Source organism: Chitinophaga solisilvae, assembly GCF_009928525.1.
GTDB classification, from domain to species: Bacteria; Bacteroidota; Bacteroidia; order Chitinophagales; family Chitinophagaceae; genus Chitinophaga; species Chitinophaga solisilvae.
The window spans coordinates 532,340-550,061 of the sequence record NZ_JAABOK010000004.1; the positions used below are offsets into that span (position 1 = coordinate 532,340).

Below are 17,722 nucleotides of genomic sequence, written 5' to 3' on the forward strand. Positions count from 1 at the left end.
AGTGGAGCCAGCCGTAAAGTTGCAGATTTCCGAACAGGACAGGCCCAAAAATTATTTTTGTATCAGCAATAAAACAACAAAGCCTTATGGGACACGAGGCAGAAGAACAGTTGGCTGCCTGTCTACGCACTGTGATAATTGATAGTCATTACAATGTTGGATAAATCAATTACTTATTCATAATAATAAAGAAGGGGCAATTCAATGCTCCTTTTTTATTTCCTGGTTAAAACATTTACATGATTTTGATACATATGCCAGTAACCGGCTAAAGCAATTATCCTGTTTAAGAAATAATGTACGGGACCATAAAACATATATAGTTTATTTTTCAATGATTTTAGATTACGTCTGGCCCCTGTATTACTGGTTGTCATCCGGGTTTTCTCCTGTCCTGTTTTATCTCTCCGGCTCTGCCCCGGAAAATCTTTCTAACGACGCGTTGGCAACGAAAAAAAAATTGTACCTTTTTTGTAATTATGCCAGCATTATTATACATCACATTCAATCCCGATTTAAAAACCTTATTATGTCATCGTTAAATAATTCATCGCAGGAAAATTCTACTTCACACAATTCCGTACTCATTGCTGTTACGCTCTCAGGCACTAGTCCTATAACTGTTTGCGATTCCCATAAACTATTGATGCAGATATGTTTCTGTATATTGAAATGATAAACATTTATCTACCCATTAATATGTATTTCATTGACTTTAGAGTAACCTGAAATTTATTAACCCCATTCACTATGCCCAAAAACAGCTTTGTCCTCCATCCTGCCCAACAGGATATTTATGTGGACCAATTGATCCATCCGGACAGCCCCCGCTATATTGTCACAGGATATCTTATCCTAAACGGCGCCTTCTCCATGGAGGCGTTCAAAAAAGCATTGCACATCGTCAATTCAGGGCATGACATTTTTGCCATGAGTTTCGATCTGGCAGACCAGCAGCCTATTGGTTATGTGGCAGATAAAACTAATCCGGGTACACTCGGATACCAGGATTATCGTCAGCAAAAAGATCCGGAAGAGTCAGCCAGGCAATGGATACAGGAGCAAGGCAATATCCCTTTCCATTTGCAGGAAGGGAGTAAATTATTCGAGCACTGTCTGATCAGGATCAGTGAAGAATGTTATTGGTATTACTTCCGTTTCCACCATCTTTTGATCGACGGAATCGGCTACCAGGTATGGTTGAATGCAATTGCAGAAAAATACAGGCAGGTGGTCGCAGGGGACATACCGGATACTACCTATCCATCTTATGCCACAGAGATAGCAGATATGCTGCCATTCTACAGCAGTGATGAATATCAACGGCAACTACAATACTGGACCAGGAAACTGAAGAACCGGCCAGCAAAGCTCTTCACATTTAAATATAACAACGCAGATACAGGAGGGAAAACCAGCGGTTTGTTCTCCTATGCATTGACGGAAGCGGAGAGAAGTTCCCTGGACAAATTATTATTCCCCGGCATGACGCTTCAAAAGCTTACGGTGGCCGCTTTGATCATCTATTTGGCCCGGGTAAAAGGGCAGTCTGAATTATTGATAGGCATTGTACGGCACAAACGTAAAAATGTTGAACAGCGCAGCGTTGTCGGGATGTTCTCAGGAATCGTTCCATTTATAGGAAGTTATGATCCGGACATGCGCTTGACCGATTTTTTGGACCATATCAGCAAAAGTCAAAAGGAAGATTATAATAATCAGCATGTGACATTGAATGATCTGGGTACATTGCTTAAAGACACATCGTCCGATGATAATCTTTTTGAGATCGTAGTCAATCACCTGATGCTGGACCTGGATCTGGATTTTGGAGCGGGTGTCAGTAATACTTTCCACCAGTGTTGGAATGAATATGAAAAAAGGCCATTGCGCGTATACTGGCAGGATTATGGAAAGCATCAGCCGCTGCAATTGAAGGTCATCTACCATACTGCATATTTTCTGCCCGGAGAAGCCGCTCTTTTTCCTGCCAGGCTGATGTACATCCTGGAGCAATTCCATGGAAATATGAACAACCCGCTGCACAGCATAGATATTCTGCCCCCTGCGGAACGCAGATCCTTGCTGGCATCTGCAGGAGATATGATTCCCCATGACCCGGAGGCAACGATCGTTGGCAGGATATGGCAACAGGCTGAGCGCACTCCGGATAATACAGCCATATCATGCAACGGATTGCATCTGACCTACAGGGAGCTGCTGGGAAGATCAGCGCACCTGGCGGAATATCTGAGAAGCCGTGGGGTCGGAAGGGGAACGTTGGTACCGGTTTGTCTGGAACGATCGCCGGATATGATCATTGCCCTTCTTGCCGTTTTACAGGCGGCTGGAGCGTATGTGCCGATCGATCCGGCATATCCGCGCGAAAGGATCCGCTTTATGATCGAAGACACTTCCGCGTCGCTTGTCCTTACCTCCCGCGAATGTTTGCCGCTTGTTACCCCGGTATTCGACGGAGAGATCATCCTGCTGGATGATGAGGTGCCTCCCGTTGGCCGCAACGTCCCGGTTACTCAAACCAGTACTTCCGGCGCGTATGGACCCGGAGCAGACGATGCAGCCTATATCATCTATACTTCTGGTTCCACCGGCACACCTAAAGGGGTGATCATCGAACACAAAAATGTGATCAGCCTGTTTGATCAGACCAGGGACATTTATGGTTTTCATGCCGGAGATGTATGGACCATGTTCCATTCCTATTGTTTTGATTTTTCGGTATGGGAAATGTACGGTGCATTACTCTATGGAGGAAGGCTGGTTATTGTACCCAAACATATGGCCCGGGATACGCCTGCATTCGCTGCTTTATTGATAGCGGAGAGAGTGACTGTCCTGAACCAGACACCCGCCGCCTTTTACGTGCTTCAGGAATATATGACAGACAATCCGGTAATGTCATCCACTCCGCTGCGATATGTCATTTTTGGGGGAGAAGCATTAAATCCAATGTTATTAAGACCCTGGAAAAAAATGCATCCTGCCTGCCGGTTGATTAACATGTACGGTATCACGGAAACGACCGTTCACGTTACCTTCCAGGAGATCAAAGACGATTTGCTGGATAGCTCAGGCAGCATGATCGGCCGTCCGATCCCATCCCTGGGGGTCTTTATTCTGGACAACGACCATGCCTTGCTGCCAATCGGGGCGCCGGGAGAAATGTATATTGCCGGTGCGGGTCTGGCAAGGGGATATCTGAAACGTGATGACCTGACATCCGCGCGGTTCATTCCAAACCCATTCAGTAAAGGAAACGACAACCGGTTATATAAAACGGGTGATCTGGCCAGATGGCATCCGGGGGGAGTATTGGAGTATCTTGGCCGGATAGATAACCAGGTAAAAATAAGAGGTTACCGTATCGAACTCGGTGAAATAGAAAGCGCCCTGCTCCAAAGCGAGCATGTGAAACAGGCATTTGTCATAGCCACCTCTGACAAGGCGGGCAATGCCGGAGAACAACAATTGGTCGCCTATATAGTGGTCACACAACCCGTCGATCATGACAGTATCTTATGGAGCCTGCGCAGCAGGCTTCCGGAATACATGATCCCCGCAAGTATTATCCAGTTGGAAAAAATGCCGCTTACGGCCAATGGCAAGATCGACAGGGCTGCATTACCTGCCAGAGAGCGCCAGGTCCGTGTCAATGTTGAAAAAAAATGGCCGGTTAATGAAACACAAAGCAGGATTGCTGCCATCTGGGAAGAGATACTCGGCGTGAAGGACCCTGGCATAGACGATAACTTCTTTGACCTGGGAGGAGACTCCATCCGTTTGATAAGGATCGTTAGCCGGATGCGAAAAATATTCGGTAAAGAAATACAGGTGGCTGATATTTACCGAAAGGCGACTATTGCCGCCCTTGAGGCGCTGATAGGGGAGATGGAAAATTCCTCAGAGATCAAAGAAACATACCAGCAGATCCTGGAGTCCTTAACAAGCCAGCAACAAACATTGCTGGCTCAGTTGCCGGATGCCCATCTTGTAGAAGACATTTTTCCGATGAGCGCTGTTCAGCAGGGAATGATCTTCATTTCAGCCCGTGAACCTGAACAGGCCATCTACCACGATCAGTTCACCTATTGGTTGCCTGAAGACACCGATATATCATTGTTCGAAAAAGCACTGTCCCTGATAACCGAAAAACATGGGATACTACGGACTGCCTTTCGCCCTGACTGGCATCCTGCAGGCATGCAAATAGTCTACCGGTCTGTTCCTGTCCATATTGAAGTAATCGATAACAGGCATATTGATGATCAATTTGCCCCGGAACATATCCGTTCCTGGCTCCGGGAAGAAAGGAAGACTCCATTCGATTGCACGCAGGCTCCCCTTTGGAGGACATCGGTCCTCACTTTCAGCACGCGCAGTGTTTTCATTTTGCAGACCCATCATGCCATCCTGGATGGATGGAGTGTGTCAGCGCTGAACACCGAACTCAATAATTGTTACCTGCGGCTCAGGGATACAGATGCACCTGTCAGGTTACCCGCCTTGCAGGGAAGCTACAAGGATTATGTTATCGAAGGTATCGCCGAAAGCAATCATCTTTTGTCCAGGACCTTCTGGCAAGGAGAAATGCATGGTTATAAGCCTCTTGATATCTTTTCAACAGAAAAGATGCTACAGCGATATATCCATAAATATGATCCGGCCATCTTCGAAGCAATAAAAGCAAGGGCAAGGAATGAGAACATCCCGATGAAAAGCTTGTTCCTTGGAGCTTTATACTATACCGTCAGCTTATTTACTTATGAAGAAGAGCTTACTATCGGGCTCGTAACCAACAACAGGCCTATCGTTGAAGATGGCGACAGGATATTGGGTTGCTTTTTGAATACCATCCCTTTCAGGTTTCCGGTCCCATCTCCCGGAACCCGATGGAAAGAATTCATCAGGCAGATCGATCAGAAGCAACTCGAACTGAAGACCTATGAAAGGCTGCCGCTTGCTGAAATAGCAACTGTGAACAAGGAAGTCCGCGACAATGGAAATCCGTTCTTTGATATACTTTTTAATTTTATCAATTTCCATGTATACGACCAGTTGGAAAAAGGGCTGCTCCATGGCTCAGTAGATGATGACAACAGTATCACCTATGGCAATTTTGCCACCACCAACACTTACCTGGATTGTTCGATAAATATCACCGGCAATACGCTGTCGATCCTATTCTCCCAATCCCGGACATTTAAAAGCGGAAAAACGATTGAAATATTCCATCAGTATTTCGAAAGGGCACTGACCCAAATCATTTATAATTTCCATGAAGAGATTGACAGGTCGATGATCCTGACCTCCGGGGACCAGCTGGTAGTACCGTCTGTCCCCATTTCCTATCCGGCAGATAAAACGATCAGCACCCTGTTTGAAGAACAGGTAAGGCTGGTGCCGGAATCGATCGCGCTGCAGGCCGGAAACGCAGTGATAAGTTACAAAGAACTGGACAGACAGGCTAACCAGCTGGCCGGCCTGCTTGTCATGAAAGGCATCCGTAAGGAGCAGCTGATACCTGTATGTATGCACAGGTCACCGGAACTGATCATTGCCATCCTGGGCATATTGAAAGCAGGGGGCGCATATGTGCCATTGGATCCAACCTATCCCATGCAGCGCATTGAACGCATGCTGGAAGAATTGGCGCCTGCATTAATCGTCACCTCAACATTTGCGCACCCCCTTTTGAAGGAGCTGTCACCGCAGTCAGCGCTCATCAATATAGACGATATACAAGAACTGCCGGAAACCGTAGCCGGAAAGGAAATGCTGACCGGCAACAACCCCGACAGCCTGGCCTACCTGATGTATACTTCCGGATCTACCGGACAACCCAAAGGCGTTATGATCACACAACGTGGGGTAGTTAGCCTGGTCAAAGAAGGGAATTTTGTATCCCTCGGGCCATCAGATAGATTGCTTGCCACCGGTTCCCCTTCATTTGACGCCACTACTTTTGAATATTTCGGGATGCTTTTGAATGGCGGCCGGTTAGTACTTTGTCAGGAAGATGATCTCCTGGATACAGACATGCTTCGTTTGGCGATCCGTAATAACGGCATCACCCTGATGTGGTTCACAGCCAGCTGGCTGAATCAACTGATCGAAAACGATATTACGATATTCAACGGTCTGCGGGCTGTCATAGCTGGCGGTGAAAAACTATCGGTGACGCATATACAAAAATTGCGTTCAGCCTATCCTGACCTGGAGATCATCAACGGATACGGACCTACAGAGAATACTACATTCTCACTGACCCATCGCATAAAGGAGGTACCTGATGGTAACATTCCGATCGGTCGTCCGCTTGCGGGCAGATCTGCCTTTATATTGAACGCTCACCGGCAGAATATGCCGGTTGGTGTAACCGGAGAATTGTACGTAGGCGGAGATGGACTATCCAGAGGATATTACCAGCGTGCCGATCTGACCGCAGAGCGTTTCGTAAATGAAGCGGGGCTTGCCACCGGCCGGGTATACCGAACCGGTGATCTGGCCCGTTACCTGTCCGACGGAACTATTGAATTCATGAGCCGGGCGGACCAGCAATTGAAGATCAGGGGATTCCGGGTGGAGCCGGGAGAGATCGAAGAGGTTATCCTCAGGAGCGGTCTTGCAAGGCAGGCAGTTGTGGTTGCCCGTCAGACAGACAGGAAATTCCTGCAATTGATTGCCTACGTCGTATTACCGGTAGGGTCAAATGAAATCACCGCCCTGCAAGCGTATCTTGCCGCATCATTACCTTCCTATATGATCCCGGCCATTATTCATCCGATGGCTTCCCTTCCTTTAACGGCCAATGGCAAGATCGACCGGAAAGGGCTGCCTGACCCGGACCCACAGGCAGCAACAGGCAATGGATATGAAGCGCCTCAAAACAGCCTGGAAAAGGCGCTGGAAGCCGTATGGCAACAGCTGTTGCAGTTGCCGGCTATCAGTCGCAAAGACGATTTCTTCCTGTTGGGAGGGCATTCACTACTCCTGATGCAGTTAAGGGCGCATATTAAGAAAGAATTCGGGATCACTATAACGGTTAGTGATCTGTACAGGCACAGAACGCTGGAAAAACTGGCCTTATTCCTTGCCGGCAAGGCCCCGGAAAATTCATTGATAGAAGACATTATTCCATTTGACCGGCAGGCTATTCCGGCAATACCCCTTTCTTTTGGCCAGGAAGAATTATGGCAGATCGACAAACAATATGGATCCGTTCATTATCACATCAACCGGGTTTACAAGGTTACCGGCGATTGTAACAGAGATGCATTGGCAGCAGCCTTCGCAGGCATCATCAGGCGTCATGAGGCGCTTAGAACCATCATACAGACGGATCAGTCAGAAGGCACCAGATACCAGTCCTTCCTTACCGGAGACGATTGGGAATTACATCAGCTTGATCATTCAACGGCCGATCATTCTGATGCATCCCTCGATGACCTCATCATGTCTCTGGTGAATACCCCTTTTGATCTTTCCAGGCATTACATGCTGAGAGCTAGTCTGGTGCGTTTGGATAAGGAGGAGCACCTGCTGGTCATCGTGCTGCATCACATTGCTGCGGATGGCTGGTCATTATCGATCATCATGAAGGAATTCATGGACATGTACAATGCATTTGTTGCAGGAGGCTCCGGCCATCAGCCTCCTCTTGCACTGCAGTTTGCGGACTATGCATTATGGCAGCATCGGTATATCGCTTCAGGCATGCTGGAAAAAGGGCTGCGGTATTGGAAGGAAAAATTACATGGATACAGACCCTGGCTGCTTCCATCGGATAACAGGGGAAATTCATACACAATGACCAGGGGCGCCATGCTCTATTTCCGGCTGGACATGGAACTGGTCCAATCACTCCGGCAGTTTTCACAACGGGAGGATTGCACGTTGTTCATGACCCTGCTGGCAGCGTTTAAGGTCGCCATATATCGTTACAGCGGCAAACATGACATCTGCATTGCTACGGCAATGGCTGGCAGGAACAGACATGAACAGAAAGGACTGGTAGGTTTCTTTTCCAATAATCTTCTGCCTCTTCGCAGCGACCTGCGTGGCCATCCGGATTTTATTCAATTGCTTCATCAGGTCAGGAAAGTGATCCTGGAAGCATATGAACACCAGGATGTGCCTTTGGAAATGATGTTGGACAATTTTGAATATCCTCCTGACCAGGAGCAATTACCGCTTTTCCAGGCGATATTTCTCTTTCAGAATATGCCTGATGTTCCTAAACTAGACCTGGAAGGTCTTTCGGTATCGGAGATCAGCATCAGGCATGAAACCAGTCAGTTTGAACTGAATATTGCCGCCCGGGAATATCACGATGGCTTGCGGCTCGCAGTAGAATATAATACAGATATCTTTCAGCGGGAAATGATTCAGGCCCTGTTTGAACAGTATATGGTGATCCTGCAGCGTATCATACAATCACCGTATGATAGGATATGAGATGTGCGGCTTTTGATTAATTAACTTGTGTGTCATCTCCGGGCTGAACAGGGGGGAAGATTTTACCGCAGAATAAATAAGATCGAACGCTGTCCGGTCCTCCCGGAGTTTCTATACGATGAGGATAAAGATCCGATTACATTGTCACTTCTTCACGAGTGGTAATCTTAACTTACCTGCAAACAAGTTGCATCAGGTATTTCTATTTTAGATGCCATTAGTTATCAGACAATGTCAATCTAAGTTATGAAGGGTATGCGTAATAACTAAATGCCTGATGCTTGCCAGTATAAAAGTTTGTTTATAAAACCCGTTTATCTATTTAAAATTCAGAAACATGAAAACAACATCCCTATTACTTACCCTTGTAGCAGCTTTCTCTTTATTGAGCCCTAAAGATGCGGGCGCTTTGGGTAGCAGCCAGGAAAATGAAACTGGCAATAAAGCAATGTCCTTTTCTCCAGGTGTTTCTTTAACCATGCGTTCTACGATTGAGAAGAGAGCCTATCGGATTATCCATGAAATAGCGGCAGTTGATTATTCAGAAATCAAGCCGGAAGCCTCTTTTGTAGATGATTTGGGAATGGATGATCTTGATTTTATCGAAATGATTATGGCTGTGGAAAAAGAGTTTGGTCTGGAGATACCAGATGAAGATGCAGAAAAGTTTAAAACAGTGGGAGATCTCATTAAATACCTCAAGGAAAAAGTAGAATAACCTAATGGGAAAATATAGAAGATGATTTTAAGAGCCTTCAAATCCATATTTGAAGGCTTTTTGTAATTGCTGGAATAAAGTAGCTGCAAACCAGCTTATATCTGTTCTGATAAAATTTTTTTCAGCTGAAGCAAACGTAAATAAAATCAGATATAGGTATTCCCGCCATTGTGCGCTCTGTTTAACTGTAGCATAGTGTAAGTTTTCTGGCATGTAGGCGTATGCTAGACTTAATTGAAATCTTTCTCCCTCAAATCTCCACCTGAGTCTAATCCTGTCTACATGATGGTTATCTATATTATTTCCCCTTTTGGGCTACATCTTTCTATTAAATCTCCAATTTTACCACAAACAAAAAAGCCCTACAACTCTTTGTTGTAAGGCTTTCCTTAATTTTAAACTACCACCACCTTTTGATATAAATCTCACCATTGCGCATGATACTGCTTTCTGTGAAGAATCTCTTCTTCATCCATTGCTTCTTGTTTTTAGAAATAATTTTCCAGCTAGGAGGATATTTAAACTTAATAGGTGGTACTGCATCCCCACAGTAAATCATGCAACTAATAGGACTGTCCGAACAGTTATGCCAAAATGTAGGATGCCAGGGGCACCATGAACACACTGAATACATTTCTTTCAGAACAAGGTTATAAGTCCTGCGATGGTCAGTAGTTTTGAGAATTTTCTTTTTTTTCACTTGTAAACACAATTGGTGTTACAAGGCGTCAAGGAGTTTTTTCATGATAAGTAGGGTTTAATTAAGAAGAACCTTATTTTTAGTAAGGCTCTTTTAAGTCGGGGCGACTAGACGACGCCCTGATATCATAATTTGTTGAATTGCAAATATTTGAATAAAGAGCTTTGGATCTACTCACGGTATTGCCCTTGCAATTACGAAGAGTATCTTTCGCAAGATATAATTTGTACCAATTAATTCCAAAATGTAGTAGTGTGGTTCGAGTGCAACACTGCCTAATATATCATCTATATTGTTTTAGTCTATTTTTTCTGTTTGGTATGGGTATCCCTGTTGCCCAGTCTTCGCCCAGATACATAGATCGTAGGTTATGCAGCATAAATTAAATACAGGTGGGGAGGGATCATTGCAGTCTTCCAAAGTTAAATGGAATTGCAAACAAATGATATCAGTAGATGGGACGTGATCATATTATTGCCCGTAATTTACTGCTGATACGCATCAATTAATACCGCTTTAAACTTCATATTACGTTGCATTCAGAGTTATGAAAGAGCAAACAAGCTCTGCTAATCCAGATCATCCGTGACGATGGCTTCCGGCTTAGTAAATTTTAGGGTAATAGGTTTAAATTTTTCAAAGGAGGTTTCCAATGTAGTCTGCAGCTTTGCCTTCAGCTTTGCATAGTTTATGATCTTTACCGCGCCATATACCGAGCTTTGGGTCATTCGCTTTCCCCTGTACTCCCCATCCCTGAAAAATGGCTCAATAATATCAAGGGCATATTTCAGCTCCCAAATAAAAGGGTTTTCTGCATTATGAATAGTCTTATTGGTCCAGTTATACACCTTCAGTACTAATTTTAAATCTACATCAGCTATTTTAATATGGTCAGTCTGTTGCCGGATGAAATCGGGAAAAAAATTATGCGGTATTTTAAGACCATTATGATCCTTGTCCTGAATTTCCAATACACCACAAATACGTTTGAATTTTATTTCCAGAGCCTGCCTCATAGTAAAGACAGCAATATTTTCAGCCATCTTCTGATCAAAAATATTTTGCTTGTAAATCCCGTTCCAATAAAGGTTCTGGCTAATATTTTCCAGTTCATGAGAGGTATTATGAAATGATTTCCATCCCTTGAACAAAACAAAATTCGGATTCTTTTTCCGCTCGAAGTATTCAATAAATGGTTTGAGATCGAAAAGATAGGAACGGATCAAATCTACATGACGGGTAATGGTGGTCAATTTTAATCCAGCATCTTTCTTTTGCAGGTCAGCCACTAGGAGCTTAAAACAATGATTGCCGACACAAAGGCTCACCTTCATATAATTCTCGGATTCAGATTTTGTTTTAGGCTTGCCCTGATGCTTATAAATGGTCCCGACAACATAATCATAGTTTTCGGATTTATCCTTCTTGACATGACGGTCCACAATATCCTGTAAATAGGATGCAAATCCCAGTAGGCAATCTTTGGCGGATTCTTTTACTTTTTTTTTACTGTGCTTTCTTATCGCTAGGTGATGACACTTGAATATCAGCTTCTGCGCAAAATTTTCCATAATACATTTACTTTATGTAAATTTAATCTTCCTTTATTACCAACCTGTATTTTTATGCAATGCACCTCAAAATTGGTATTCTTCCTGCTGCTCTCCACTTTCAAGTTGTATAGCCAGGACTATAGCTCAAAAATTATCGAAAAGACCTAGTATTTCCCTGTCAGGGAATGTTACGCAAACAGCAATAACCGTAAGGCCGCACAAACCGGCTATTACCAGTAAATCAGTTTTCTGGATAGGAAACGCTGTAGAATGAATGATCATGATGGTACCTATATACTTGATAGAAGTACGGTGACTATTACCAATGCTCAGACACGGCTTTTTATTACTTATCATATTTCAGAATGTACCGCTAGTTTCGTTAAAATAAAGGATAAGGGCATGATGTCTACGCTCAATGACCGGTCGATTATTCGTGAAATTGGAAAATACAAAGTAAAAAGGTAAGTATGAGTTCTAGGGGTACACTTGCTGTGAAGTTTAAGTAAGCGTTCGGTGATTGAATTCACTTAGCTTTATAAAGAGCCTAATTACAGTATGCCAAATAATCTATCTCCTGCGATATTTTTAGGCAGTTTTTAAAACATTTTGCTTTGTTGAGGCTTACTAAGTATTCTTACTTTTAGTTTTTACAATTGTTGTTATAAAATATATATCGGTTTCCTTCTCATGATAAAACACAAATTTTAGATGGTATTTTTCATTGAATGGTAATGAAGATACTATTCTTCTATCGTCTCTAATCTTATTGTCGTTTACAAAGAATGCTTCAATAATAGCCGCATAAATGGCCGTAGGGTGGTTTATTTCGTTTCTGTCCGGTTGTGTTGATAGCGGCACACCTTTGTAACTATAATGCTTAAAAGCATGAAATATTCCCCCTTCAAATTCCGTTTCTCCATTTTTTGCATCTTTTTCAGTTCTGATGTCCCTGAACAATTCTAGCCGCAGAATGTCACCTTTTATTTCGCCGTCTTCTAGTTCCACTACCCAGGCAAAGTGTTCTGTATTAAGAAATGTTTCATATTCCGCGAGGTTTCTAATTAGAGGAGGAGGCATGACTTTATAAAGAGCCTCTAACACCTTATAGGCATTTCTTTGACCAAATGATTCAGGGTATTTTTCGGTGGCGGTTGAGATGACATCTTCCAGCATGATAAGAAATACGTTGTTGGGGATAATTACAAACTCTCTGCCTTGAACCGACATTTTTCGATAATTGCTAATGTCCACCCCAATTCTTGCAAACTCTCTTTCTTCGTGTGTTTTTAGTCGCGTAGCTTTTTTCTCAATTAGATTTCTGATATTATCAAATTCTAGTCTACCTATAAAATGTAGCATATAAGATATGTTTTTATGTAGGTTAATTTTCGGATGATGCCCAAGGGACGGTATCAATACTCTTTGCTGCGACAGGCATACTAACAGTCCTGTTAAAGTATTTTCCATTGTATCCAAGTATTTTTAGTATGATCAACTCAATGTACCAGGTACCGAGCTGTGCACCATCAAAGGTTACCATAGGCGAATAATTGCGTAACCGTCTTCTTTTTGCTGGGTCGGCGTGAACATAAGCGTTGCGAATAAAAGAGAAGATAACTGGCCCCGTTGAAATCAGGTCCCGCTCTGTTTCGGCGAAATGAATAAGGTGAGGATATCCTGCGGGGATATCAATCGGTATCCCAAATGACTCAAGTAGGTTGTTTAACTTGTTGCTAAATGGCTTAATGTCTGATTGAGCTGTTACCAGTCCTTTTTCATAACACCAATTGCATAATAATTCAAGACCATTCTGAGCCAGTACGATTGCACCTTCTACACTACCAGAATTATTATTGGCCTCTACATACCAGTGTAATGCCATAGTAAGGCATTCCATATCATCTTCATTCTTATACAGGGTATAGAAATTTTTCCATAACTCAGAGAAACCTTCAGTATGCTGTTCAGAAGCCCAGCACCAGACAAATTTGTATGGGGATGTTAAAAAATTACTAAAATTAAAAGCAATCTCTCTGGATTGTAGTAGCCCTTTTCTCAATAGCGGTGAACATTTTCTGCCGTTTATGAGCTGCAAGAAGTAGGCGAAGGCATTTAGTACTTTATTTAATTCTATAAAGGCTACTCTATTGACTAGTTTAGGTTTTATTATGCCTGTATATAACAGATCAAATCCTTTAGTCTTTTTTAGATTTTTAAATTTATTGGCATAGTTATCTTGTTTATCAATAGTAATAATATAATCATCATCTTCAAATACAATTCTCCCATTTTGATATCTATTTTTATTGGTTATTAGCCTTTTTATTGGTTCTCCTTCAAAGTTTCTGAGATTGGGGAGTTCAAATGTTATACTATCTACTTGGTCATTTAAATTGCCGAATGCCAAAGTGCTTTCTATTAAGCCTTCAATAACGGTTGGTCCGCTTTCAAAACCTACACTAGTATGAGTAATACAGACTTCCGTTAGAATGTTCATTTTTTGTACAATTAGCTGCCCGAAATTGAGGTGTTGGATGTCAATATGTTGGGTAGTTTGTCCTTCAAATTTCAACCCTATGTCTGGGAGCCATTGTTGCATTATCCGACCATTTAACTTATAAACCAAGTTATTATTACATAATTCAAAATCCCCTTCGTAAAGAACTATGTCAGTATTGGGTTTAGGGAGACTAAATGTGGGTTCTATTCCAATGTGTGCTTCTGCTGCAGTTTTGTTTTCCATAATATTGAGATCAGTTATATATGGGTTTTTTTAAATGTAATTAAGGGCTTTCAATTGTCTTAATCACAAATATAAATTTACATCTACGCAACGTATCTGCGCACTTTTATTTTTTTTAACCTCCCTGCTTCGCTGGAACCCGCAAGATGTTCGATTATATCACAATCGATCTTGCAATTTCCTGCATGGCAGAAATTTGCAAGATAACAGGTTGTATCACAACCTGCCTTTTGGGCGCTTTCCCTCCAAAGTCGGTCTCTGGTTTTACCCCTTTAAAACTTTTAGAGGTCTGGTTATTCCCTGATTACCCCCTCATATCAAGCCCTGATCAGAGTAACACTTTAAGCGGGTTGTCTCCAGGCCAATGAAACCCTTTGCGCTGTACTGGATAAGGATAAAAAAAATGGAAAATACATCACGGATTTTACTGGCTTTACCAGGATCCCGTTAATAAATTAGTAGCATTTGACTACTAGGAAGACCGTAATAAAGAAGGATCTTCTACTATGTTAGAGCACTTCAAATGTACCTTTCAGTCTGACGGGTTTGCGGTGTATGATGGCATGCTGAACAAAAAGGCATTACTCTTATCCATTGCTTAGCACATGCCAGGCGCTACTTTGTAGAAGCAAAGACCAATGATAGGACGTATGCTGAATATGTGCTGGAACAAATTCCATTATTATATCAAATAGAACGCTACTGCAGTGAGCAGGATTACAACGCTGACATCCGTAGGTTGGAGCGGCATGAGAAATCCGTCCCCATACTGGAAACGTTAGACAAATGGATGCTGGACGCCTACCAGTAGGTACTTCCTAAAGCTCTATTGGAAAGGCACTTGCTTACAGTGTTAAATGCTGGGACAAGCTAAGTGCCTATGCCCACAGCGAAATATTACTCACTGACAATAATAAATGCAGTTGATCAATATTCCTCAAATACCTATGTGTACAATGAAGTGGAAGAAGGAATTTTTGCTTTATTCGAACGTGATTTTGCATCTCCAGGTCAGCCCCCGGCATTCCTGCTCGTTTATAATGAGGATGAAGACCCGAACTACATCGCAACATCATTAATAGTTACAGTGGAGGCAGCGCACAAGGTATTTGAAGTAGAAGACGTGGATGAATGATAAAATCTGGCGTTTCATGCGGCCCTCAATACGAGGTACAATTTCAAATTTTAACAACTAAATTCCACCAACGGTAGTTCAATTTCTCACATTTTTTCGTATATCCTTATAGGATGCCCTTTTTTATTTTAGTTTTTACCACAAAGAAAAAAGCATTATACCCTAAAGTATAATGCTTTGATTTTAAGTCGGGACGACTAGATTCGAACTAGCGACCCCTTGCACCCCATGCAAGTGCGCTACCGGGCTGCGCTACGTCCCGAAATTTCCGGTACGTCTCTTTTCAGTGACGGGATGCAAAAGTAGCTAATTATTTGATTTTTAAAAATTTTCAACACATTTTCTTTAAAAAATATTTTCAACACCCTCAGCATCAGCCATTAACCCCGTCTGCTGCCCCTTGATATCAGCCAGATAATCAGCGCCAGTACCACCGCCACCGCAATGATGCCCGTCCATACTCCCGCCTTGAAAATACCCCCGATCACCTCGCAGCTGCTCAGCATCAGTACCAGCATTCCTAATGTAAAAAATGTGAGTGGTTTCATATTTTATCAGTTTAACAGGTTATCAGATAAAATCAGCAACACATATCCCGTACCAAAAAAAATTTGCAATTGTCAGAATAAATGAGCAGCTTTATCTGATTCAACCAGAATTGTATGAATACAGGGAAAGCGGTACGCCCCGGCATGAACGTAGTGCCGTCCCCATCCTCCCTATGGGAACGTTTCCTGGAAGGTGACCGGCACGCATTTGCAGAAATTTATGATTCACATATTGACCACCTCTTTCATTATGGCATGCATTTCTGCCAGGATAAGGAAAGAGTGAGGGATTGTATTCAGGACCTGTTCCAGGATCTGTGGCTGTCCCGCGAACACCTGACCACCAGTATCCGGCATATCCGCTATTACCTCATCAGCAGCCTTCGCCGCCGCCTGCTACGCTCCCTGCAGAAAGACCGCCGCTGGCAACACCGCGAGTCATGGGAAGCCTTTGAATTCGAATTCACCTATCCGCAGGAAAATAAAATCATCCTGGAAGAAACAGCTGCGGAACAGCAACGCCTCCTGCAACAGGCCCTGGCCGGGCTTACCCGCCGTCAGCGCGAAGCCATCTACCTGCGCTTTTACCAGAGCCTCAGCTATGAAGAAGTAGCAGGTATCATGTCTATGCAGGTGGATTCCGTATATAATACCGTCTCCAAAGCCATCAGCATCCTTAAAAAGAATATCAGCCTGCCTTTGTTACTACTCTTGCTGGGGAAATAAAAAAAAGTATTGAAAAACTGATGAGATTTAACCCGTCACCTGCTCTCTTATAAAAAGCACATCACTTGGCCCGTATCAGTTACTTATCATACACCGCCCGTGAATTCGCACTGGACGAGGATTTTCAGCAATGGGTATTGCAGCCTGATGTGCGTAACGTATTCTGGGAGCGATGGCTCCAGCAGCATCCGGAGAAGGAAGCGGTGATACGCGAGGCGCGGCAGCTGGTGCAGGGCATTGGCTTTCGTTCCTACTCCCTTACGGCCGGTGAAAAAGAACAGCTGTGGGAAGCAGTGTGGAACGGCCTGGAGGAAGATACCGTACAGCCGCAAACCACTGTCCGCAAAACCTGGTGGCGCCGCAGCTGGAAGTACGCGGCAGCACTGCTGATCGGCGCCTGCCTCTCAGGAGGGTTCTGGTTCTGGAAAGGCGGTAACAAACCGGTGCTCCTCAGTACCTATACCAGACTCGGAGAAGTGAAAACTTTCCTGCTGCCGGATAGCTCGGCGGTAACGCTCAATGCGGACTCAAAACTGCTCTATGCAGAGCAGCAGGGCCGCCACCGCGAAGTGTGGCTCGACGGCGAGGCTTTCTTCCATGTAAAACATACCCGCAACGACGCAAAATTTGTCGTCCACACCTACGATAAAATAGATGTGGAAGTACTGGGAACACAGTTTAATGTCAACAGTTCGGGGAAAGAAATTGTGGTGGTACTGCAACAAGGCAGTATAAAACTGGATATCGGCGATAAGGGCAGCAACCACCCGACAGAAATGTACCTGCATCCGGGAGAGATGCTGCGGTATAACAAACAAGACGGAGACTTCTCCAAAAGCAGCGCCAATGCCGGAAAATTCACTTCGTGGCATACCGGCCGCCTGATGATGGAAGATTATACCCTCGCAGATGCCGCAGCATTTATGCAGCAGGTATTCGGAAAAACGGTCATTGTCAAAGATACACAGCTATTGAAATATAAAGTATCCGGCTCCATGCCGCTGATATATAACGCTGACACCATGCTGGTGCAGCTGCAGAAAGTTTTCCGTATGCAATTCAACCAAAAAGGAGACGAAGTCTGGATTCAAAAAAAGTAATACGGAGTTAAAAGGCAGGCC

General features: G+C 43.7%; 10 protein-coding genes and 1 tRNA gene. 6 read left to right on the forward strand and 5 right to left on the reverse strand.

The window, feature by feature from the left end:
* Positions 1-750: 750 nt before the first annotated feature.
* Together GWG06_RS10590 and acpP are read left to right on the forward strand one after the other, a co-directional pair.
* Positions 751-8,475 (forward strand): amino acid adenylation domain-containing protein, encoded by a 7,725-nt coding sequence (locus tag GWG06_RS10590; protein WP_160713137.1) that lies wholly within the window; start codon positions 751-753, stop codon positions 8,473-8,475.
* A 337-nt stretch (positions 8,476-8,812) separates the two neighbouring features.
* The gene (acpP, locus tag GWG06_RS30920) at positions 8,813-9,193 is read left to right on the forward strand and encodes an acyl carrier protein (protein WP_338076689.1); all 381 of its coding nucleotides are present in this window, start codon (positions 8,813-8,815) and stop codon (positions 9,191-9,193) included.
* 1,269 nt (positions 9,194-10,462) lie between these two features.
* Here acpP and GWG06_RS10600 read toward each other — a convergent pair.
* From GWG06_RS10600 to GWG06_RS10610, 3 genes are all read right to left on the reverse strand, one after another.
* The gene (locus GWG06_RS10600; RefSeq protein ID WP_160713138.1) at positions 10,463-11,464 is read right to left on the reverse strand and encodes a hypothetical protein; all 1,002 of its coding nucleotides are present in this window, start codon (positions 11,462-11,464) and stop codon (positions 10,463-10,465) included.
* Positions 11,465-12,073: 609 nt separating this feature from the next.
* On the reverse strand, positions 12,074-12,808 hold the full coding sequence (locus tag GWG06_RS10605) for a hypothetical protein (RefSeq protein WP_160713139.1): 735 nt from the start codon (positions 12,806-12,808) through the stop codon (positions 12,074-12,076).
* A 22-nt stretch (positions 12,809-12,830) separates the two neighbouring features.
* A complete protein-coding gene (locus GWG06_RS10610; RefSeq protein WP_160713140.1) occupies positions 12,831-14,192 on the reverse strand; it encodes a YopA family protein in 1,362 nt (453 codons plus the stop codon).
* 580 nt (positions 14,193-14,772) lie between these two features.
* Here GWG06_RS10610 and GWG06_RS30845 point away from each other — a divergent pair.
* Both GWG06_RS30845 and GWG06_RS10620 read left to right on the forward strand, forming a co-directional pair.
* On the forward strand, positions 14,773-15,003 hold the full coding sequence (locus GWG06_RS30845; RefSeq protein WP_160713244.1) for an IS66 family transposase: 231 nt from the start codon (positions 14,773-14,775) through the stop codon (positions 15,001-15,003).
* 69 nt (positions 15,004-15,072) lie between these two features.
* Positions 15,073-15,327: a hypothetical protein gene (locus GWG06_RS10620; RefSeq protein WP_160713142.1), complete on the forward strand. Its 255-nt coding sequence runs from the start codon at positions 15,073-15,075 to the stop codon at positions 15,325-15,327.
* A gap of 188 nt (positions 15,328-15,515) precedes the next feature.
* On the opposite strand, the gene GWG06_RS10625 is transcribed toward GWG06_RS10620, so the two are convergent.
* Both GWG06_RS10625 and GWG06_RS10630 read right to left on the reverse strand, forming a co-directional pair.
* Positions 15,516-15,589, reverse strand: a tRNA-Pro gene (locus GWG06_RS10625).
* A gap of 118 nt (positions 15,590-15,707) precedes the next feature.
* Positions 15,708-15,875: a phosphatidate cytidylyltransferase gene (locus GWG06_RS10630; RefSeq protein WP_127037395.1), complete on the reverse strand. Its 168-nt coding sequence runs from the start codon at positions 15,873-15,875 to the stop codon at positions 15,708-15,710.
* 114 nt (positions 15,876-15,989) lie between these two features.
* On the opposite strand from GWG06_RS10630, the gene GWG06_RS10635 reads away from it, so the two are divergent.
* Both GWG06_RS10635 and GWG06_RS10640 read left to right on the forward strand, forming a co-directional pair.
* Entirely contained in the window at positions 15,990-16,601 is a 612-nt protein-coding gene (locus tag GWG06_RS10635; protein WP_127037397.1) for an RNA polymerase sigma factor, read from the forward strand.
* 65 nt (positions 16,602-16,666) lie between these two features.
* Positions 16,667-17,701 (forward strand): FecR family protein, encoded by a 1,035-nt coding sequence (locus tag GWG06_RS10640; protein ID WP_160713144.1) that lies wholly within the window; start codon positions 16,667-16,669, stop codon positions 17,699-17,701.
* Positions 17,702-17,722 lie beyond the last annotated feature (21 nt).